General features: G+C 66.8%; 18 protein-coding genes. 9 read left to right on the plus strand and 9 right to left on the minus strand.

What is annotated here, in order from left to right; all coding sequences use genetic code 11:
- Positions 1-41 precede the first annotated feature (41 nt).
- The gene (locus BLU38_RS26625; protein WP_157683731.1) at positions 42-1,409 is read left to right on the plus strand and encodes an ABC transporter substrate-binding protein; all 1,368 of its coding nucleotides are present in this window, start codon (positions 42-44) and stop codon (positions 1,407-1,409) included.
- Positions 1,410-1,446: 37 nt separating this feature from the next.
- The gene (locus tag BLU38_RS26630; RefSeq protein WP_091529303.1) at positions 1,447-2,070 is read left to right on the plus strand and encodes an SGNH/GDSL hydrolase family protein; all 624 of its coding nucleotides are present in this window, start codon (positions 1,447-1,449) and stop codon (positions 2,068-2,070) included.
- Here the strand turns inward: BLU38_RS26630 and BLU38_RS26635 are convergent.
- Positions 2,064-3,143, minus strand: a complete 1,080-nt coding sequence (locus BLU38_RS26635) for a LacI family DNA-binding transcriptional regulator (RefSeq protein WP_091529305.1) — start codon at positions 3,141-3,143, stop codon at positions 2,064-2,066. The genes BLU38_RS26630 and BLU38_RS26635 overlap by 7 nt on opposite strands.
- A 115-nt stretch (positions 3,144-3,258) precedes the next feature.
- Between BLU38_RS26635 and BLU38_RS26640 the strand changes: the two genes are divergently transcribed.
- Complete coding sequence (locus BLU38_RS26640; protein WP_157683732.1) at positions 3,259-3,951, plus strand: IMP cyclohydrolase; 693 nt, start codon at positions 3,259-3,261, stop codon at positions 3,949-3,951.
- Positions 3,952-3,984: 33 nt separating this feature from the next.
- Here the strand turns inward: BLU38_RS26640 and BLU38_RS26645 are convergent, their stop codons facing one another.
- The gene (locus BLU38_RS26645) at positions 3,985-4,548 is read right to left on the minus strand and encodes a hypothetical protein (protein ID WP_157683733.1); all 564 of its coding nucleotides are present in this window, start codon (positions 4,546-4,548) and stop codon (positions 3,985-3,987) included.
- A 116-nt stretch (positions 4,549-4,664) separates the two neighbouring features.
- Here BLU38_RS26645 and sthA point away from each other — a divergent pair, with 116 nt between their 5' ends.
- Positions 4,665-6,098, plus strand: coding sequence for a Si-specific NAD(P)(+) transhydrogenase (sthA, locus tag BLU38_RS26650; RefSeq protein WP_091529313.1), 1,434 nt, complete (start codon positions 4,665-4,667; stop codon positions 6,096-6,098).
- A 37-nt stretch (positions 6,099-6,135) separates the two neighbouring features.
- On the opposite strand, the gene BLU38_RS26655 is transcribed toward sthA, so the two are convergent.
- Both BLU38_RS26655 and BLU38_RS26660 read right to left on the minus strand, forming a co-directional pair.
- The gene (locus BLU38_RS26655) at positions 6,136-7,320 is read right to left on the minus strand and encodes an MFS transporter (protein WP_157683734.1); all 1,185 of its coding nucleotides are present in this window, start codon (positions 7,318-7,320) and stop codon (positions 6,136-6,138) included.
- 115 nt (positions 7,321-7,435) lie between these two features.
- The gene (locus tag BLU38_RS26660) at positions 7,436-8,563 is read right to left on the minus strand and encodes an aminotransferase class V-fold PLP-dependent enzyme (protein WP_157683735.1); all 1,128 of its coding nucleotides are present in this window, start codon (positions 8,561-8,563) and stop codon (positions 7,436-7,438) included.
- 167 nt (positions 8,564-8,730) lie between these two features.
- On the opposite strand from BLU38_RS26660, the gene BLU38_RS26665 reads away from it, so the two are divergent.
- Positions 8,731-9,768, plus strand: coding sequence for an iron-siderophore ABC transporter substrate-binding protein (locus BLU38_RS26665; RefSeq protein WP_197679878.1), 1,038 nt, complete (start codon positions 8,731-8,733; stop codon positions 9,766-9,768).
- Positions 9,769-9,895: 127 nt separating this feature from the next.
- On the opposite strand, the gene BLU38_RS26670 is transcribed toward BLU38_RS26665, so the two are convergent.
- Together BLU38_RS26670 and BLU38_RS26675 are read right to left on the minus strand one after the other, a co-directional pair.
- Positions 9,896-11,872 carry an elongation factor G gene (locus BLU38_RS26670; RefSeq protein ID WP_091529320.1) on the minus strand — a complete coding sequence of 659 codons (1,977 nt, stop codon included), beginning with the start codon at positions 11,870-11,872 and terminating at the stop codon, positions 9,896-9,898.
- A 242-nt stretch (positions 11,873-12,114) separates the two neighbouring features.
- On the minus strand, positions 12,115-12,927 hold the full coding sequence (locus BLU38_RS26675; protein ID WP_091529323.1) for a DeoR/GlpR family DNA-binding transcription regulator: 813 nt from the start codon (positions 12,925-12,927) through the stop codon (positions 12,115-12,117).
- A gap of 348 nt (positions 12,928-13,275) precedes the next feature.
- Between BLU38_RS26675 and BLU38_RS26680 the strand changes: the two genes are divergently transcribed.
- Positions 13,276-13,971 carry a glycerophosphodiester phosphodiesterase gene (locus BLU38_RS26680; protein ID WP_157683736.1) on the plus strand — a complete coding sequence of 232 codons (696 nt, stop codon included), beginning with the start codon at positions 13,276-13,278 and terminating at the stop codon, positions 13,969-13,971.
- A gap of 29 nt (positions 13,972-14,000) precedes the next feature.
- On the opposite strand, the gene lexA is transcribed toward BLU38_RS26680, so the two are convergent.
- Entirely contained in the window at positions 14,001-14,879 is an 879-nt protein-coding gene (lexA, locus tag BLU38_RS26685; RefSeq protein ID WP_091529328.1) for a transcriptional repressor LexA, read from the minus strand.
- Between the two features lie 320 nt (positions 14,880-15,199).
- On the opposite strand from lexA, the gene BLU38_RS26690 reads away from it, so the two are divergent.
- Positions 15,200-15,631, plus strand: coding sequence for a hypothetical protein (locus BLU38_RS26690; RefSeq protein ID WP_091529330.1), 432 nt, complete (start codon positions 15,200-15,202; stop codon positions 15,629-15,631).
- 115 nt (positions 15,632-15,746) lie between these two features.
- Here the strand turns inward: BLU38_RS26690 and BLU38_RS26695 are convergent, their stop codons facing one another.
- Positions 15,747-16,082 (minus strand): VOC family protein, encoded by a 336-nt coding sequence (locus BLU38_RS26695; RefSeq protein ID WP_091529332.1) that lies wholly within the window; start codon positions 16,080-16,082, stop codon positions 15,747-15,749.
- A 356-nt stretch (positions 16,083-16,438) separates the two neighbouring features.
- On the opposite strand from BLU38_RS26695, the gene nrdR reads away from it, so the two are divergent.
- Positions 16,439-17,026 carry a transcriptional regulator NrdR gene (nrdR, locus tag BLU38_RS26700; protein WP_091529335.1) on the plus strand — a complete coding sequence of 196 codons (588 nt, stop codon included), beginning with the start codon at positions 16,439-16,441 and terminating at the stop codon, positions 17,024-17,026.
- 229 nt (positions 17,027-17,255) lie between these two features.
- Positions 17,256-20,168: a vitamin B12-dependent ribonucleotide reductase gene (locus BLU38_RS26705; RefSeq protein WP_091529337.1), complete on the plus strand. Its 2,913-nt coding sequence runs from the start codon at positions 17,256-17,258 to the stop codon at positions 20,166-20,168.
- A gap of 105 nt (positions 20,169-20,273) precedes the next feature.
- Here BLU38_RS26705 and BLU38_RS26710 read toward each other — a convergent pair whose 3' ends face one another.
- Positions 20,274-21,050 carry an RraA family protein gene (locus BLU38_RS26710; RefSeq protein WP_091533213.1) on the minus strand — a complete coding sequence of 259 codons (777 nt, stop codon included), beginning with the start codon at positions 21,048-21,050 and terminating at the stop codon, positions 20,274-20,276.
- Between the last annotated feature and the right edge of the window lie 50 nt (positions 21,051-21,100).

Consider the following 21,100-nt stretch of genomic DNA (forward strand, 5'->3'; position numbering starts at 1 on the left):
TCGTCCAGCACCGCAACCACCAGTACTCGAAGGAGAGCACGATGACTACACCGAATCGGAACCGGACCGACGGCGACCACCGGCCGATCCGTCCGCGTATCAGAGGCATCCGCGCCGTCGTCGCGATTGCGGCGGCACTGACCATCACTGCGGGCGCCGTGACCGGCTGCAGCAATTCCGGGGCCGAGGCGACCGGCTCGTCGACGATCAGTTACATGACCTGGGAGTCGACGGCGACCAACGCGGCGCTGGACAAGACGATGAAGAAGTACGCCACCAGCAGCGGGATCGCGATCAAGCGCGAGGCATCTCCGAATGCCGACTATGCGCAGAAGCTGGCGTCGTTGATCATGTCCAAGAAGGCGCCGGATCTCTTCTGGTGCTCCAACTCCCAGGAACAGAACCTGGCTGCCGAGGGTCTGCTCTACGACTGGTCGGACCATCTGAAGAAGGGCGACGGGCTGCAGGAGGCGAAGTTCTCGCCCGGCTCACTCGACCTGTGGAAGACCACCGACGGCAAGCTGTACGGGATCCCGACGATGGCCAACACCTACGGCTTCTTCTACAACAAGACCGACTTCACCAAGGCCAAGCTGAAGACGCCGAGCATCGGCTGGACCTGGGACGAGATGTTCGCCGACATCGCCAAGCTCGACAAGACCAAGGCCGCAGCCAAGTCCCAGCCGCTGGTCGCTGCCTGGCCGTTGCTCACCAGTCCGCAGGGCGCGTCGGCGTACTCGGTGGCCAACGGCGGCAAGCCGCTGCTGGACAAGCCGGTCGGTGCTCCGGCACTGCAGGCCGACCCGACCTTCCGTGAAGGGGCGGCGAAGATGGCCGCCGCCATCAAGGCCGGTCAGATGACCGACCCCGACTACGACGGATCGACGGCGGTGGCGAAGTTCGCCAACGGAGGCATCCCGCTGATGTTCGGGGGCCAGTGGCTGCATCAGTCGATCACGGCGAACAAGCCGAAGTTCGACTGGGGCTACGCGCCGTGGCCGGCGGGAAGCAGTGCATCGGTGCAGCCGATCGAGACCAACGGCGTGTGCTCGCCGGCAACCCTGAAGGACCCCGATGCGGCCTGGAAGGTGATGAGCTACCTGGACACCACCGGCTTCAACGAGGCGATGAAGGCCGAGCCGATCGCGCCGATCGCCTACGAACCGGGATCGAAGGGCTACTACCAGGCGCTGGAGTCCGGCGACGCCGCGGCCAAGAGCATCGCCAAGACCGCTACCTACGAACTGGCAGCCAAGGACAAGTTCGTCACCCAGTTCCTCGATCCGTGGGCGACGAAGGCTGCCGACGTCGTCGGCACCTCCTGGAATCCAGCGCTGGCAGGAAAGAAGGACGTCGACGCCGGGATCGACCAGACCGTCAGCGGCATCAACAAGCTGATCGGGAAATGATCACCGGACGACGCCGACCGCAGACCGAGGAGCAAGGATGACGATCATCGTACGGTCCGGGACCCGGGTGATGTTCACCGGTGACTCGATCACCGACTGTCGCCGACTGGACACCGACAACCCGTTGGGCTACGGCTATCCGCTGCGCGTTGCCGGACAGTGGGACCTGGCACACCCGGACCGCTCACCGGTCTGGATGAACAGCGGAATCTCCGGCAACAGGGTGGTCGATCTGCAGGGTCGGTGGCAGACCGACGTGCTCGAGGCACGGCCGGATCTCGTGTCGGTCCTGGTCGGCATCAACGACTGCGGCTTCCACTTCGCCCTGGACTTCGACGAGGTGACAGCAGCGGAGTATCGGGCGGGCTATCGGGAGCTGCTCCGACCGTTGGCCGACGCCGGCATCCAGCTGATCCTGATCGAGCCGTTCCTGCTGCCTGTCAGCGAGGATCAGCTGAAGTGGCGGGATGATCTGGACGCGAAGATCGATGTGGTGCACGAGCTGGCAGAACAGTACGGGGCAACGTTGATCGAGGCCGATCGGATGTTCACCGAGTTGGCGGAGCAGACCGGCCCCGAGCACTGGGCCGCCGACGGTGTGCATCCGACGGCCGCGGGGCATCAGGCTCTCGCCGATGCCTGGTTGCAGCAGGTTCAGTAACTCGGGTCGTGATGCACGATCAGCCGGGCCGGCACCTCGTGACGTTGCGGGGGCCGGCCGGGTTCGGCGAGCCGATCGAAGAGCAGTTGGGCACCTTCGCGGCCGACGTCGTAGGGATCGCTGTCGATCACCGAGATCCCGAACGAAGCAGCCAGCGGGAAGCGGTCGAAGCTCACCACGTCGAGCCGCCGGGCGGCGAAGGCGGGGGACTGCAGCAGACCGGTGCACAGCCGGTTGTTGTCGACGAAGATCGCATCGGGCCGGGCCGTTCCGAGCAGTTCCTCGGCTGCCTGGCGGGCATCGGACTCTGTGATCAGATCGTGCCGGACCAACTCCGGCTCGGCCGTCAGACCGGCGGTGTCGAGCGCCTCGAGGTAGCCCGCCCAGCGCTCCTCGGCACCGCTGCCGCCACGCGGATGGCCGAGGTAGGCGATCCTGCGGTGGCCGCGGGCCAACAGATGGTCGATTCCCTCGCGGGTGCTGGAGGTATTGGTCGTGGTGACCGAATCCATCGATTCGCCCAGTCCCGGCGGGGGAGAGTCGACGAAGACGATCGCGGAGCCGAAGGCAGCTTCGTTGGCCAGGTAACCAAGATCGTTTCCGATCGGCGCGATGATCAGTCCGGCGACCCGGTGGGCGAAGAACGACCGGATGGCCCGGTGCTCGAGATCGGGATCGTTCTGTGCGTCGGCGCTCAACACCAGGTAGCCGTGTTCGGCGGCAACGGAGTGGATCCCCCGCAACATCGGTGCAAAGAACGGGTTGCTGCAGTCACCGAGAGTGACTCCGATGGTCGTCATCGACTGGTTCTTGCGGCGCAGCCCGGCGGCCACGTCGTTCATCTGGAAACCCAGTCGGTCCGCCTCGGCGATGATCCGCTGCCGAGTGGAGTCGCGCACCTTCGGGTCGCCACGCAGCGCCCGGGACACGGTCTTGTTGCTGACCCCCGTGGCCGCGGAAACGTCCTCGAGCCGGGGGCGTCGCCGGCGCTGCGGAGCGTCGGCGGACGCAGCGGTGGCAGCATCTGGCGCCGATGCCGGAACGATCATCTCCTCGGGCTCGTCGCTCTGCATAACCGCAGTGTATGTCAACGTTGACAGGGATTTCGGCGAGGTCACGAAGTCGGCGGTGTCGGACGAACGCCGCCCCGTGTCGCGCTCCGACCGGCAATAGGCAAGGATGGGAGCCGTGACTGATGTTGATCTTGCCACCGTGCTCGCCGAACGTCCGTATCCCGGTCGGGTGCTGGTGGTTGCCCGCACCGCTGCCGGCCTCGCCTGCAGCTACGCGGCGACCGGCCGCAGTGAAGCCTCCCGGCAACGCCGGATCCGGCTGACCGATGACGGCGACCTCTTCGTCGAGCCGACCGTCGGTGATGCGCACGACCCGTTGCGGCACTACCGCGCCGTTCGCGGCGGCGATCGGCATTTCGTGCTGAGCAACGGCACCCAGACCGACCCGGTGGCCGATCGGTTGGCCGAGGGTGCACCGCCCGCGGTCGCATTGGAGGATCTCGAGTACGAAGGTGATCCGCCGATCTACACGCCGCGGATCACCACCGTCATCGATCGTCAGGACCAGGTCTGGTTGGCCGCGGCCCATCGCGGGTCGGCCGAGCGGGCGTCGTCGGACACCATCGTCACCCGGATCGGTGCGCTGGAGGTCGGGCAGGGTGCGTTGCTGTCGACCTACTCCGGCCCGGTCGCCGAACCGGTGACCAATCGGGTCCCTGTGTCGATCACCGTCGCTGCCGCCTCACATGTCGATCTGGCCGACCAGCTGTGGGACGGTCTGGATGCCGAACGGCGGGTGCTGGTCGCAGGATTCCAGCCTCATGATCATCTGGCCGACCCGCACCTGCGCAACGCCGCCGATCAGTAGCACCGCCAAGCGGGCCGGGTCAGTCGACTGAGACTAGTCCGGGCTGGTCCCGCCGTACAGCATCGACGTCGCGGCGTTGTTCCAGTTGTCACCGGGATCGGGGACCCTGCCGAGTCGGCCGGTCGTCCCGAGCCAGTCCGTTGAGTTGCCTTCGAAGTCCTTCTGCGCGTAGAGCGTGACCTTGCAGCCCTTGCGCATCACCAGCGAGCTGATCCGGTTGTTCCAGTTCTGCTTACCCGGAAGACCGACGTGGTGCTTGCGAAGATCACGCGTCTTGCCGAAGATCTGCGGCCAGCTGCAGGGCTGGCTGACCTTGGTGAAGAAGCTGATGTACTTGCCCTGCCACTTCGGCTTGGCCCAGGCCGTCATGAACAGGGTCCGGTCCTTGACCATCGTCCGGGCGGCGGCTTCGGTGGCGGCACAGCGTTCGGTATCGGTGTCGATGTCGATGAAGCAGTAACCGCCCGACGTCCTGGCGAAGTCGTCCCGCAACGCCGGCGGCTGTGTGGTCTCGGCATCAGCGGCCAGGACTGTCGAACTCGCAAGCATGATCCCGGCGGCGGCTGCTGCCGCGACACGGTGTACTCGCGTTCCCATGATCATTCCCCCTCGATGAGCTATCCACGGTATCGACCGAACGGGTCACCGACCCGGGGCCGAATCTCTGTGCCGATTCGCTGGCGGATGCTGACCAGACGTGTAATCGTTCGGACATGGACCACGAACATGAGTACGATCTGGCGGTCATCGGCTCCGGGCCGGGCGGTCAGCGATCGGCGATCATGGCTGCCAAGCTGGGCAAACGGGTCTGTGTGATCGACGCCCGGACGATGGTCGGCGGCGTCTGTGTGCAGACCGGAACGATCCCGTCGAAGACGCTCCGGGAGGCGGTGCTCTACCTGACCGGGATGCAACTGCGGGAGCTGTACGGCGCCAGTTACCGGGTCAAGGAGGAGATCACCGTCACCGATCTGCTCGGTCGGTTACAGCATGTGATCGGTCGGGAGACCGAGGTGATCAGGGCGCAGTTGCTGCGCAACCACGTGGACCTGATCGGTGGCCTGGCACGCTTCTCCGATCCGCACACCCTCGAGGTCGAGGTGGACGGCCCGGATCAGCAGCGCACGGTCACCGCTGACAAGATCATCATCGCCACCGGTACGACCCCCGCCCGTCCGGGCCACATCACCTTCGACGGGGTCCGGGTGCTCGATTCCGATCAGATCCTCGATGTCGAACGGGTCCCGGACACCATGGTGGTCGTCGGCGCCGGCGTGATCGGCGTGGAGTACGCGTCGATCTTCGCCGCCCTCGGCACCAGAGTGACCTTGGTGGAGAAGCGACCGGCGATGTTGCCGTTCTGCGATCCGGAGATCATCGAGTCGCTGAAGTTCCACCTCCGGGACCAGACCATGTCCTTCCGATTGGGGGAGGAGGTCGCCGGTGTCGAGGCCGGTGGCAACGGCACCATCACCACGCTGGCCTCGGGGAAGCGGATCGCCGCCGAAGTGGTGATGTATTCGGCCGGACGACAGGGCAACACAGAGCGGCTACGACTGGACTCGGCCGGGCTCAAGGCCGACGACCGCGGACGGCTGGTGGTCGATGATCATTACCGGACCGAGGTCGAGCACATCTATGCGGTCGGCGACGTCATCGGATTCCCTGCCCTGGCAGCAACCTCGATGGACCAGGGCCGACTCGCCGCATCGCATGCCTTCGACGAACCGGCTCATGATCTTGCAGCGCTGCAGCCGATCGGCATCTACACGATCCCGGAGGTTTCCTACTGCGGCAAGACCGAGGCCGAACTGACCGAGGAGGCGGTCCCGTTCGAGGTGGGCATCTCGCGGTACCGCGAGCTGGCTCGCGGCCAGATCATCGGTGACTCCTACGGGATGCTCAAACTGATCGTGCACACCGACACCCGACAGATCCTCGGCGTCCACGTGTTCGGCACGAACGCGACCGAACTCGTGCACATCGGCCAGGCGATCATGGGCTGCGGCGGCACCGTGGACTATCTGGTCGACACCGTCCTGAACTACCCGACGCTGTCCGAGGCCTACAAGGTCGCGGCACTCGACGTCACCAACAAGCTGCGTGCCGTCGAACGGCTGACCAGTTCGATGCTGGTCGCGGATTGACCGTCATCGACGAGAGCTACACGGGCCCGCCGCGCGATCAACGACGTCGCAGCAGGTAGCCGATCGCCGCAACCGTCGCCACCGTGGCACCGACCATGATCACCGCAGGCGGTGCCAGCGCTGCGGCAAGGGCAGCGGCGGTCGACGATCCGAGCAGTTCTGCGGTGCGGACCGCGAACAGTGCGGTCCCGTTGATCTTGCCGAGATCGTCGGTGGCAGCGGACTGCATGATCGTCAGCCGTGGAATGTCCCACAGCGACCATCCCGCTGACATCGCGGCTCGACATCCGGCGGCGACGACGACGGGTGCGATCTCCAGTCCGAACAACAACGGCAGGGCACCGAGCCCGACGGCGCGCAGCACCAGCCCGAGCCTCATCATCGCTTCGGTGCCGAGCAGCGTACCGATCCGGGCCGAACCGACCGACCCGGCGATACCGGCCACCGCGCCGATTCCGATCACCAGTCCGATCATGGACGACGACAGACCGGCGTCGGCGTAGCTGACCAGCAACGCCGCCGACGCAACGGCGAACCCGAACCCGAACGCCATCTCCTGGCCCACCAGCCGGCGCAGCCGACGGTCCCGCCAGACCAACCGGGCACCCTCCAGCAGGTCGGCTGCCCGGGGACGCCGGGAGGTAGCGGGAGTGGCGGGCAACACGGCCGTAGCGGCTCCGCAGAAGAGGTGGCAGGCCGCCGGAATGATCATGCTCAGCGGAGCTCCGACGGACTGGATCACGGCCCCGGCTGCGGCCGGGCCCGACGCCCGGGCGGCGCCGTCGGTGATCGCCAACCGGCGATTGGCGGCCGACAGCTCCGCGGCCGGCACCAGATACGGCAGGTAGGCGTGATAGGCGGTCTCGAAGATCATCGCCAGGATCCCGACCGCCCCCGCGACCATGATCAACTGGGTGACGGACAGCACGCCGAACAGCCAACACACCGGGATCGTCGCCAGCACAGCGGTCCGGCCGAGATGGGAGATCATGATCAACAGCCGGCGCGGGAATCGGTCGACCACGGTGCCGACGGCCAACCCGAAGATGATCCATGGTGCGGTGCCGGCAGCGGAGAGCACGGCGAGCGTCCGGGTGTCGGCGGACAACGCCGTCAACGCGGTGAGCGGCAGTCCGAGGCCGCTGATCTGCAGACCGCCGAGCGAAACGGTCTGCGCGATCCAGAAGATCACGAACGCTCGACGACGAGGGGAGGTGTGCATGGGCAGCATCCATTCGGGTGCCGGCCCTCAATCCCCTGGTACAGCGGTTGTGATGTTGTTGTGGACCATCATGCGGGAAAGGCGGCCCGGCGGCAAGCACCACAACCGCCGCCGGTCAGCCGCCGATGACGTCGAGCAGTGCCTCACCGAGCCGGTCGTAGTCGTCCGGCGTGTTGTACGGCGCCGCAGCCATCCGCAGGAATCTGCGGCCACCATGGCCGGTCGTCGGCACCGTGATCCGGTGCCGTTCGGCGAGCAGTCCGCTGAGCCGGTCGGCCGACTCGTCGGGCAGGTCGGGCAGCGGCAGCAGTCGCATCGTCGGTGCGGGGACCGTCGCCAGATCCTTCAGGTCCGCATCGATCGCCTCGGCGAGTCGATGCTGGGCGTCGGTGATCATCGTTGCCTGCCGGGCGATCTGATCCCAGCCGCCGAGGCGTTCCCAGAAATCCAGCCCGTCGCCGATCGCCAGCCAGCCGGCGTAGTCGCCGGTCCCGGGGTGGTCGAAGGCCGCGGCGTACCCGTCGGGGAGCTGCCAGCTGAGCACTGCCGGGAACGTCACCGCTCGGAGGTCCTCGCGGGTCCACAACACCGCCGAGCCGCGTGGGGTGTAACCCCACTTGTGCAGATTGCCCACCCAGTAGGCGACCCCGAGTCCGGCGATGTCGGTCCGGAGCGTGCCGGGGACGTGGGCGGCATCGACAAGGACCGGCGCATCCACGGCGGCCGCGATCCTCGCCACCGGCAACACCATCGCGGTCCCCGAGGTGATCTGGTCGACGACCACCAATCGGGTCCGAGGACTGCAGCGCTCGACAAAGGCGGCGACGATGTCCTCGTCGTCGGCCCCGACGGCGAAATCGGTGCTGACGACGCTCGCGCCCCGACGCTCGGCCCAACTCGTCGCCGCGATCCGGACGGCGCCGTACCCGTGACTGCTGAGCAGGATCTCGTCGCCCGCGCCGAGGTCCAGCGAACCGAGCACTGCCGAGACTCCCTCCGAGACGTTGCGGACCAGTCCGGCGGACTCCGGCGAGATGCCGAGGAAGCTCGCCGCCCGCTGTCGGGTCTCGGCGATCAACGGCGGCAGTTCGTCGGCGTTGAATCGATGCGGGTTGCGCTCGGCCCGATCCCGCCAGACCTCAGCCGCCCGCCGTACCGGGATCGGTGCACAACCGAACGCGCCGTGGTTGAGGTGCAGGACCTCCGGGTCCAGGCCGAAGGTGCTGAGCAGTTCGCGGTTCACCCGACCATGATCACCGGCAGCGGTCGGTTTCGGTGAACCGGGTCCGGTCAGCGTCTCAGCGGCGGCGCCGACTGACGACTCGGCGACGACTTGGGTTACCCTTACTGAGGTTTACCTAACTTGAGCTCGATGTGTTGTCGGAATGTCCGCTGTCGAAGGGGAAATACGTGTTCAGACCTATCCGCGCCGTGGTCGCGCTGTTGAGTGTGATCGGCCTGATCGTAGTGGCCGGCTGCGAGTCCTCGCCGACAGCGGGCCGTGCGCCGTCATCGGTGGCGAGCAGTTCAGCGGCGGGCGGTGCGGGCAACTTTCCGGTGACGGTCAAGCACGCCTTCGGCTCGACGACGATCGAGAAGAAGCCAGAGCGGGTGGTCACCTGGGGCTTCGGCAGCACCGACGCAGCCTTGGCTCTCGGCGTGGTGCCGGTGGCGATGCCCGAACAGACCTACGGTGTGGACAAGTCGGGTGTACTGCCCTGGGTGAAGCAGAAGCTGACCCGGATGGGTGCCAAGACCCCAACCCTGCTGAGCAATCCCAGCGGCTCGAACGAGGTGCCGATGGAAGAGATCGCCAAGGCCGCCCCGGACGTCATCCTGGCCAACTACTCCGGCATCACGGCCAAGCAGTACGCGACGTTGAGCAAGATCGCGCCGACCGTGGCCTATCCCGATCAGCCGTGGGCGACGCCGTGGCGCGATGTCGTCAGAACGGTCGGTACTGTGCTCGGCGAGGAGCCGAAGACCGAGCAGCTGCTGGCCGGGATCGACCGGCAGGTCGAACAGAAGGCTGCGGCGCACCCCCAGTTCAAGGGCAAGACGGTCGCAGCGGTCTGGGACACCGGCGACAGCTTCTACGTCTACAAGAAGCGTGACCCTCGCGTGGCGTTCCTGACCGATCTGGGGATGGTGAGTGCTCCGAGCGTCGACAAACTCGCCCCCGACGACGACAACTTCTATTACACGTTGAGTTACGAGCAGGTCAGCAAGCTGCGCAGTGATGTGCTGCTGGTCTATGCCGATGATCAGAAGCAGGCCGACGCGTTCCTGGACAAGTCCTACGCCAAGTCGATGCAGCAGGTCCGTGCCGACCATGTCGCGACCGTCGTCGGCCCCGAGTTCGTGGCCGCCGTCTCGCCACCCACGGCACTGTCGTTGACGTGGGGGATCGACGGCTACCTGAAGGCGCTGGACAAGGCAGTCAGCTAGCCGCGCCAGGTCCTCGGCCCGCGATGTCGATGTGCGTGATGTCTTCGCGTCCCAGACGGTCAGATGAGGCGCCGGGTCGAGGTCGCCGTGACGAGCGGAAGAACGATCTCCGACCTTCGCGTTCGGATCAGATCAGCGACTCCGCCGGGTCGGCCCGGTCGTGGTGCCGGGCGCGCCGCGGTGGTCGCCCACGGACGGGCTGATAGCTGTCGAACCGATACTCCAGGACGCCTTCGCCGCCGGTGAGATCGGGCAACTGGTGCTGCAGATCATGCAATCGCGCCGCGACCAGACGGGCCTCGATCCGCGCCATCGGCCCGGTCTGCCACTGGCCCATCGGTTGGGCGCGCATCCTGCCGAGGACGGTCTGCAGGGCGGCCGCGTCGGCCTCCGGCACCTCGAGCGATACCCGGAGGACCGGCTCGCAGACCTGGGTGCCGGCGAGCCGCAGCGCCTGCCGGCACACCACCGGGGCGACCTTGCGATAGTCGCGGGAGGTGCTGGTCGGGCCGCGCTTGGACGGCGGGCCATCGGCCACGCTGTAGGCGACCTCGACGAGCGTCACGATGCAGTCGGTGACGGCCCAGCCGTAGTGGCCGCGGTCGAGGGCTTCCAGGATGTGTCGTTCGATCGCGGCCCCGAAGCGGCCGACATCGCCGTACAGATACAACGGCATGTCGAGTGCCGGGGCGGCGATCACGAACTGCACTCCGCTACCGGGTTCGGCCGGCTCGATCGTCAGCCCGATCGTTGCCTGGTACGGATTGCTCGGGGTGTTCAGCCGTTCGACCGCCATGGCTGCCCGGCGAGGTCGTTCGATGTGCAGCACTGCCGCATCGGCGAACCGGGCCCGGACGCCGTACTCGTCGGCCAGCGTCGCCTCGAGCACCTCTCGCTGCACCCGGCCGTACAGCGAAACGGTGGGGGTGCCGGCGGCGTCGAGGTGGACGTTGATGAGGGGGTCGGAGTCGGCGAGCTGTCCCAACGCCGCCCGTAGCGCCGGGCCGTCGGCGGGGCGCACCGCCTCGACCGCGGCCTCGAGTGTCGGCGGTGGAAACTGTGGCTCCGCCTGCTCGACCAGCTCACCGACCGGGTCGCCGACCCGGACCGCTGCCAGGCCGCGGACGCGACCGACCTGCCCGGGGGTGAGCAGCTCGGTCGATGTCCAGCCGCCGGCGTCATAGGTCTCCAGGGATGACACTTTGCCGCTGCGACCACCGGGAAGTTCCAGGCGTTGTCGAGGCCGTACGGTGCCGTCCATCATCCGCAGGTAGGCGATCTTGGCACCGCTCGGACTGCGTTCGACCTTGAAGACCCGGGCCGATACCGGTGCCTCGGCGGTGCCGGGTGCGGTCGGCAACAGGGTGGTCAGGGAGGACAGCAGGTCGCCGACGCCGGCGCCGGTGACGGCCGACCCGGCGAAGATCGGATGCAGCACGCCGGCTCGGGTCTGAGCCGCGACGTCGGCGGTCAACTCGGACCCGGCGACGGTGCTGCCGTCGACGTACGCCGCGAGGACCGTGTCGTCGTGCTCGGCGAGGGTAGTCGTCGCGCGCTCGGCGAACGCCGGGTCGTCGGTGCCGAAGCTGGCGAACGAGGAGGCCCGGGACCCGGCGCGCAGCACCCGGCCCATGGCCAGGACATCGGGTGTCAATCGGGTGCGGATCTCGGCGATCACCCGATCGAGGTCGGCTCCCGACCGGTCGATCTTGTTGACGAAGAGCAGCGTCGGCACCTGCAGTCGCTGCAGAGCACGCATGATGATGCGCGTCTGCGGCTGGACTCCCTCGACGGCCGAGAGCACCAGGATCGCCCCGTCGAGGATGCCGAGCACCCGCTCGACCTCGGCAATGAAGTCCGGGTGGCCCGGGGTGTCGACGACGTTGATCAGCCGATCGTCCAGCGGGAACGAGACGACAGCGGACTTGATCGTGATGCCGCGTTCACGCTCCAGGGCGAGACTGTCGGAGCGGGTGGTGCCGGTATCGACCGAGCCGAGCTCGTCGATCGCTCCACCGAGATAGAGCAACTGCTCGGTGAGGGTGGTCTTACCGGCGTCGACGTGGGCGAGGATGCCCAGATTGAGAAAGCGAGTGGACGGCACGCGAAATCCTTGGACCAGGAGGGAACGGAGAGGGAAGACGAAGAACCGCGTACGTCGCTCGCATCGTCAGCTCCTCCTGATCCTGGTCCTGGGGCCTGTTGCCGTCGGGACAAGCCTATGCAGTCTCAGCGGGCGGTGTCAGCCCATTTACCGAAAGCCGGTCAGGCGGTCCCGGCGGCGCGACCTGCTGGTCGTCGGCCCCGTTGTGCCCTGGTAGGGGGTACCGGTCGGCGCGGGGGACACTAGTGTCCCGCACCCGCCGGAGATTCTTCCGACGAGGCGGCGCCGAGGGCGACAACCGTGACCTTCACCCGCGGATCGATCTCGGCCAACACCTCCGCCGGGGCTGCGTCGGTGGTGATCAGTTCGTCGATCATCTCCCAGCCGCAGACCCGGTAGAGCGAGGATGCGCCGATCTTGGTCTCGTCCAACAGCAGCACGCGGCGCCGGGCCGAGCGCAGCATCTCCTGCTTGAGCGTGACGATCCGCTCTTCCTGGTGATAGATGCCGGCCGCATCCGCAGTGGTCGAGGAGACGAAGACCGTGTCGGGACGTAAGGCGTGCACGGCGTCCACGGCGCCGACTCCGAGATAGGACTCGTGGCTGCGGTCGTACTCACCACCGATCGCTTGGGCCACTACTCGGGTCGAGCGGGAGAGCGCGATCAGCGACGGCAGGTAGTTGGTGATCACCTGGATGGTCATCGCGGAGCGGATCAGCGGATCGACCATCGCCGAAGCGGTCGAGGAGTCGTCGATCATCACTGTCTGGCCGTCGCGGACGGACTCGGCGGCTGCGTTGGCCAACGTCTGTTTCTGCGCGACGGCCAACCGCCGACGGATCGCGGCGGCGATCTCGTAGCTTCCGGTCCGGGTGACGCTGGCGCCGCCGTGGAACTTGCGGACCAGACCGCGTTGCTCGAGTTCGTCCAGGTCACGATGAACAGTCATCACCGAGACGTCGAAGCGGGCGGCGAGTTGCTTGGCCGCCTCCGAACCGACCTCGACCAGATGATCGACGATCGCCGCCAGCCGCGCGTCGCGGGTCTGCGTCATCGTTGTGTGAACCCTCCTGTGATGGACGCCGAAGAAGATCACATCATGCGGCGCACAAATAACATATGAAGTCTAGATGAACGGTGCCGAACGCGTGGGTCTTCGGCGTCGCGTCGTCGTCGCCTCGTGGTCTGTCGGGCTCGCCTCCGAGAGCTTCCATCATCGCGATGGCTAGGGAAAACACTGGCTGGGACCGGATGATTCGCGACATCGAAGGGACCTTGGTGCAGCCTGTGTCGGTCCACCAACGATTTTGCGTGGTGTGTGAAGATTGGACCCGTGACTGTTAATGCAGGTCGGCGCGCAACCGGGACCGCAGCGGTTCCGGGTGGTCCGCGCGGGATCCGGGTGACGGGTCACCGCGGTGCGATGGCGCACGCCCCGGAGAACACTGCCCTCAGCCTGGTGACCGCGGAGCAACTGGGCGTCGACGAGATCGAGTTCGACGTCCGGCTCAGTGCCGACGGGGTGCCGGTGATCAGTCACGACGATGATCTTGCCCGCGTGCTGGGGGCGAGTCCGGCGCCGCGAGTGAGTACGACCGCGTGGTGCGATCTGCAGCGCCTGCGACTGCCGCGGGGGCAACGCCTGCTGACGTTGCCGGAGGTGTTGGAGCTGACCCAGTCCGATCTCCAGATCGAGGTCAAGGCGCCGACCGCACCGGCGCTGGTGGCCGAGGTGCTCGCCGAATATCCCGATGATCAACAACGATGCCTGCTGACCAGCTTCCAGGTGCCGATCCTGGCCGAGTTGCAACAGTTGCTGCCGCAGATCCCGCGCGGGGTGATCGCCAATTCCTATGACGACGCGTTGCGGGTCAGCGCCCACGACGTCGGCGCCTCGGCGGTGATGTCGGGGTGGAAGGGATTGACGCCGGCAGTGGTGGACCGTCTGCATGATGAGGACATCCAGGTTGCGGGCTGGCCGGTGCGCAACGCCGACGACGCCGCGCTCGCCGTCGAGCTCGGCGTCGACATGATCACTGCCGATGCGCCGGGAGAGGCGCGGGAATGGCTGGACAACGCGCTGGCCGCTCCCGCCTGACAGATCGCGCCCAGCCTGACTGATCAGGCTCAGACCCGCCGCAGCACCGCGACAACCTTGCCGAGGATCGAGGCGGCGTCGCCGTCGATCGGGTCGTAGGCCTCGTTGTGTGGCATCAGCCAGACGTGACCGTCGGCCCGGCGGAACGTCTTGACTGTTGCCTCGTCGTCGAGCAGCGCGGCCACGATGTCGCCGTTCTCCGCAGTCTGTTCCTTACGGACGACGACCCAGTCGCCATCACAGATCGCTGCGTCGATCATCGAATCGCCGCGGACCTCCAGCAGGAACAGATCACCCTCGCCGACCACCTGCTTGGGTAGCGCGAAGACATCCTCATAGCGCTCCTCGGCCAGGATCGGCCCGCCGGCTGCGATCCGACCGAGCACCGGTACGTGCACCGGCGCCGGGAACGCGTCGTCGATGCCGGTCTCGTCGCTGGTCGCCGATACCCGGTGGGGAAGCGGGCGGACAGCGGAGACACCGTCGGAGGTGCCGGTGAAGTCCTGCGGCAGGATCACCTCCATCGCCCGCGGCCGGTTCGGGTCGCGGCGGAGGAATCCCTTCTGCTCAAGGACCTTCAGCTGGTGGGCGACGCTGGAGGAGCTGGCCAATCCGACCTCGTCGCCGAGCTCGCGGATGCTCGGCGGGTAGCCGCGATTCTCCACCGCGTCCTTGATCACCTCGAGGACGCGTCGTTGCCGCGGTGTCAGACCGCTCGCATCCGGCGGGCCGTCGGGCAGCGGGGTCACCGACGCCCGCTCCGAGACCTCCGCCGAACGACGACGGGCCTGCGCGATCTGCGCCTCGACGTCTGAATTGCGCGGCCGGCCCCGCTTGCCTTGCTTCCCGGCGGTGGAGGTAGTACCGCGTCCCCCAGTGCGGCTGGAGCTCTTCTTCGAATCGGCCATGTGCTCACCGTAGGGAAAACTGAGGCGGGAATCAAACAATTGTTCGAGCGGCGTGTCGGCGTGTCGCGCTCGGATCCGGGGGATCCGGGGCGTCTCGGCGAAGCGGTCGAGGAGAACTGTCAGAGGTGCCTGATGTGCTGTTGTTCGTCGGATCGCAGCAGCGTACGGCCGACGAGGTAACGAATGAGAACGAATGTACGAATGGTCTTGCGAATGACCCGCGGATCGACTACAAATCACACAGGCGTTCGATCGAACATCCGTTCGAGAGACGTGCGAGTCAGTCACTTGGCTCGAATCGAGTTACAGGGGAGTCGAAGATGAGTGCAGCAACGATCGAGGCGGTCTCGTCGGCGCACGGCGACAAGGATCGGGCAACCCGAACCGCAGCTCCGATCCGGGTCCGTCGGCCGCGGCGCAGCCGGGGTAGCGGCCGAGGTGCCGCGCCGGTGGGCCGCTCGACGACCGGCGTCGCTGCACCCCGGCTGGTTCCCGGCCGTTCGGTCCCCGTCGACGGCCGGCAGGCAACGGCCACGGCATGCCGCGACGAGCGTGTTGCGGCGGCCGGAGTGCGTTCGGTGCGTCAGGCGGCGACCGCGAGCTGGCGGCTGACCAACCGAGGGATCGCGGTGGTGATGATCACCGGTGCGATGCTGATGGCAGCCGCGGTCACCGTCATCACGGCGACCGCACTGACGGTGACCTCACCCGATTACACGCCGGCGGGCCATTCGGCCGTCGCCGGTCGCTGATCACGACCGTCAGCGCTCCGCCACCCGGTCGTCCCGGCTGCTCGGCAGGTGTCGCCGTGTTTTGTGACACCGGGCCGTCCCGCGCCGCAGCGCAGGCCGTCCGTCCGGGTTCGGATCAGGTCGTGCCGCCGAGTCCCGTCTCGTTGCCGTCCGGGTCCCGGTAGACGTACTTACTGACTCCGTCAAGTCGCTCGATCTCTGTCGGTTCCAGTCCGCGGGCGGCCAGCGCTGCCACCCGGTCGGCCAGGTCATCGGCCCAGATCATGTTGACCGCGCCACCGGCGCGCTCCGGCTGCTGGACGATGTAGACGAACTGGTTCTCCGCCAGCTGCCAGACGGCCTCGATGTCGTTGGGGTAGAACGACGGCTCGGCACCCAGCAGCCGCACGTACCACGCCAGGGCAGCCCGAAAGTCCCGGACCGGGATCCCGGCGAAGAGCCCGTTCGCCACGGCACACCTCCTGGTCGGGGTCGATCGCCCTCGCGGCTGCCGGACAGCCTATGGCGGCGGCCACCCCATGCGCCAGAGCTGCTCGGCTGGGCGGCTGGGCTGGTCGGTCCGCCCTCACTGAGGGCTCATCGAGGCTGCCCGGACGGTCCCCTCCGACACGCCACGCGCGGCCGGCGGTGACGGTTGACTGCTCACCCCGGCGGACGTAGTATCCATATCTAGTAGTTACAGACGTGTGTTTCGTCCACAATTTGTGTTCGCTATCCACACATCGTCCACATCCGATCCACATGGTCGCCCACAAGTCGTCCCCAGAGTTGTCCCCAGGACGAGGCCGGAGCAGAGAGAAGGACGTCGTGCATTGCCCGTACTGCCGGCACACCGATACCCGGGTGCTGGACTCCAGGGTCGCCGAGGACGGCGGCAGCATCCGCCGCCGTCGGCAGTGCCCGGAGTGCGAGAGCCGGTTCACCACGATCGAGCAGATGCTGCTCGCGGTGGTGAAGCGGTCGGGCGTTGTCGAACCCTTCAATCGCGACAAGGTTGTCAGTGGCGTACGCAAGGCTTGCAAGGGCCGGCCGGTGAATGAGGACCAGCTGGCCAAGCTCGGCCAGGAGGTCGAGGAGGCGCTGCGGGCGTCCGGCAAGCCGGAGGTGCCCGCCGACGAGGTGGGGGTGGCGATCTTGGGGCCGTTGCGCAAGCTCGACCAGGTGGCGTACCTGCGGTTCGCCAGCGTCTACCGCCAGTTCGCGTCGGTGGACGACTTCGAGGCCGAGATCGCGACGCTGCGGATCGAGCAGGATCCGCCCGGGATCGAACCGTTGATCCCGGAGCTGGCCACCGCCGGCCGCGTCGCCAAGCCCGTTGCCGCGCGCAGCCGCACCGGTCGCCGATCCGCGGTGAGCAAACGCGCCGCCGGATCGGGCAACCAGCGGTCCCCCTGAACTCCGGGACGGGCCTCCGCGCACTTGGGGAAGGGTGCGTGGGTCCGTCCCGGTCTGACCCCCCGCTGCCCGATGACCGAGCTCGGGCCCGGGTACCGGTAGTACCTCACCACATCGCAACAGCAGCAGTGGCAAGACCGATACAGCACGACGTTCAGCATCAGCAGTTCCACGATCAGCAGGCCGGACCCGACATCTCGGCATCTGCTGGAGAGAGAGGCAGTCACCTATGTCCGAAACGACCCGCTCGGACCAGCAGTCCAGCCGGCAGAAGAAGGCCGCCGAGAAGGTCCCCGGCGCCGGCCGGGGACTGACCATCGGCCGCGTCTTCACCACTGAGGGCGTGCATCCGTACGACGAGGTGAGCTGGGAGCCGCGTGACGTCGTCCAGACCAACTGGAAGACGGGTGAGACGGTCTTCGAGCAGAAGGGTGCGGAGTTCCCCGACTTCTGGAGCGTGAACGCGTCCACCATCGTCACCACGAAGTACTTCCGTGGTGCCGTGGGCACCGACGTCCGTGAGCGCAGCCTCAAGCAGCTGATCGATCGGGTCGTGAAGACCTATCGCAGGTCCGGCGAGGAGAACGGATACTTCGCCACCGGCGCCGACGCCGACATCTTCGAGCACGAACTGACCTGGATGCTGCTGCACCAGTTCTTCAGCTTCAACTCGCCGGTCTGGTTCAACGTCGGTACCAACGCGCCGCAGCAGGTCAGCGCCTGTTTCATCCTGAGCGTCGACGACTCGATGGACTCGATCCTCAACTGGTACAAGGAAGAGGGCTTCATCTTCAAGGGCGGTTCGGGCGCGGGCCTGAACCTGTCCCGGATCCGGTCCTCCAAGGAACTGCTCAGCTCGGGCGGCACGGCGTCGGGGCCGGTGTCGTTCATGCGTGGCGCGGATGCTTCGGCCGGGACCATCAAGTCCGGTGGCGCAACCCGTCGGGCGGCCAAGATGGTGGTGCTGGATGTCGATCATCCCGACATCGAGGAGTTCGTCGAGACCAAGGCGCGCGAGGAGGACAAGATCCGCGCGCTGCGCGACGCCGGTTTCGACATGGACCTCGGCGGCAAGGACATCGCCTCGGTGCAGTACCAGAACGCGAACAACTCGGTCCGGGTCACCGACGAGTTCATGCGGGCCGTCGAGGACGGCACCGACTTCGGGCTGCGTGCGCGGCACACCGGTGAGGTGATCGAGTCCGTCGACGCCAAGGAGCTCTTCGGCAAGATCGCCCAGGCGGCGTGGGAGTGCGCCGACCCGGGCATCCAGTACGACGGCACCATCAACGATTGGCACACCAACCCCGAGACCGGCCGGATCACCGCGTCCAACCCGTGCTCGGAGTACATGAGCCTGGACAACAGCTCCTGCAACCTGGCCAGCCTCAACCTGCTCAAGTTCCTGAAGGACGACGACACCTTCGACGCGCCGCTGTTCACCAAGGCCGTCGAGTTGATCATCACCGCGATGGACATCTCGATCACTTTCGCCGACTTCCCGACCGAGGCGATCACCAAGACCACCAAGGACTACCGTCAGCTGGGCATCGGGTACGCCAACCTCGGCGCACTGCTGATGGCGACCGGCCACGGCTACGACTCAGAAGGTGGCCGCGCCGTCGCCGGTGCCATCACCTCGCTGATGACCGGCGTTGCCTACCGGCGGTCCGCCGAGTTGGCTGCCGTGGTCGGACCGTATGCCGGTTACGCCCGCAACGCCGACGCCCACAAGCGGGTGATGCGCAAGCATCAGGCCGCCAACGATGAGCTGCGAACGCTGGGCGGCTTCGACGGCGACATCCACAAGCTGGCCGCCAAGGAATGGGACCAGGTCGTCAAGCTCGGTGAGAGCAACGGCTTCCGCAACGCCCAGGCCTCGCTGCTGGCACCGACCGGCACCATCGGCTTCATGATGGACTGCGACACCACCGGCATCGAGCCGGACTTCTCCCTGGTCAAGTTCAAGAAGCTGGTCGGCGGCGGTTCGATGCAGATCGTCAACCAGACCATCCCGCGGGCGTTGAAGAACCTCGGCTACACCACCGAGACCAGCGAAGCGATCGTGGAGTACATCGCCGAGCACGGTCACGTGATCGACGCTCCGGGCCTGAAGCCGGAGCACTACGAGGTGTTCGACTGCGCGATGGGGCAGCGGGCCATCAAGCCGATGGGCCACGTGCGGATGATGGCGGCCACCCAGCCGTTCCTGTCCGGCGCGATCTCCAAGACCGTCAACCTGCCGGAGAGCGCAACGGTCGAAGAGATCGGTGAGGTCTACCTGGAGGGCTGGAAGCTCGGCCTCAAGGCGCTCGCGGTCTACCGGGACAACTGCAAGGTCGGTCAGCCGTTGAGCGACGCCAAGTCCAAGGGATCGGACAAGGCCGGCGACACCCAGTCCGCCGACGCCAAGTCCGAGGAGGTGCGGGTGGAGTACCGCCCGATCCGCCGCCGGATGCCGAAGTCCCGGGTCAGCCGGACCACCTCGTTCTCGGTCGGTGGTGCCGAGGGCTACATGATCTCCGGTGCTCACGAGGACGGCGGACTGGGCGAGGTCTTCCTCAAGCTCGGCAAGCAGGGCTCGACCCTTGCCGGTGTGATGGATGCCTTCTCGATCGCGATCTCGGTGGCACTGCAGTACGGCGTGCCGCTGGAGACCTACGTCGAGAAGTTCACCAACATGAAGTTCGAGCCGGCCGGTCTGACCGACGACCCGGACGTGCGGATGTCGCAGTCGATCATGGACTACGTGTTCCGCCGGTTGGCGCTGGACTACCTGAGCTTCGACGAACGGTCCGAACTTGGGATCTACACCGCCGCTGAGCGGGCCCGTCAGGTCGAGACCGGTTCGTACCTGCCCGTCGAGGAGGCGACCGACGAGTCCGAGGCGGATTCGCTGACGTCGGAGGCGAAGACCGAGGCGCCGGCCGTAGCCGAGCCGACCACCGAGTCGGTGGCCACCAAGGCGTCGACGTCGTCAGCGCCGGCACCCAAGAATGCACACACCACCGCCGAGCTGATGGAGTCGATCTCCGGGATGAGCGTCGACGCACCACTCTGCTTCACTTGCGGGACGAAGATGCGGCCCAGCGGCAGCTGCTACGTCTGCGAAGGTTGCGGATCGACCAGCGGCTGCAGCTGATCACCTTCCCTTGATCAACAGACAGGAGCGTCCCGGATTCGTCCGGGACGCTCCTGTGTTTCAGACGGTGGTTCCGCGTCGATTGACGTGCGGGTGTGTTCGCCCTCAGACGTCGGCGAAGTAGGCCTCGACGAGCGCCGCGTCCACCGTTTCGTCGCCGGTCATGCCGAGAGCGTCATACTTCTTCTTGCGGGCCCGCATGTCGGACAGCAGGATCGCTCGGGCGTGTCCGGCGACCTCGTGGGCGACCTCCTGCGGGACGACGATGACGCCGTCGTCGTCGGCACCGACGATGTCGCCGGGATTGACCTGGACGCCGCCGCAGGCGATCGTGGTCTGGGTCTCGACCGCCTCGATCCGGCCGGGGATGATCGTCCGGCCGCGATACCGCGAGCAGATCGGCGTCCGCTGCCTGGCTACCTCGGCGGTGTCGCGGCAGTAGCCGTCGGTGATGATGCCGACTGCGCCGGCAGCGACCGCACCCATGGAGTTCTCACTGCCCCAGAAGCCGACCTCGGGACCGCCGCCGGCGTCCATCACGATGACATGGCCCGCGGGCAGATCGGTGGGCATCCGCGCCGGTGGATTCTTCTCGAACCAGATGCCGTGTGCACCGACGATATCGTCGGTCGAGTCCAGCTTCCACATCGGTTTGTTGGCCGGAACGCAGCGCATGGTCGCGGCCTCGCCCCAGAACTTCATGCCGACCCACAACGGCCGGACCTCGCGGTCCATCAGACCGATGTTGAAGTAGCCGATCCCGTCGAGCGCATCGGCCACATCGACCACTCGTAGTGGCTGGTAGAGACTGGAAAGCTGATTGTTGTCGGCCTTGGCAAAGCCGCCGATGGTCCTGGTGCTGTTGGACACCGTTGTTGTCATGACTTCCGTATCCTTCTTTCTGATCATGAACTGGTTGTCGACCGGGCAAC

Origin of the sequence: Microlunatus soli (genome assembly GCF_900105385.1) — a bacterium.
GTDB lineage: Bacteria > Actinomycetota > Actinomycetes > Propionibacteriales > Propionibacteriaceae > Microlunatus > Microlunatus soli.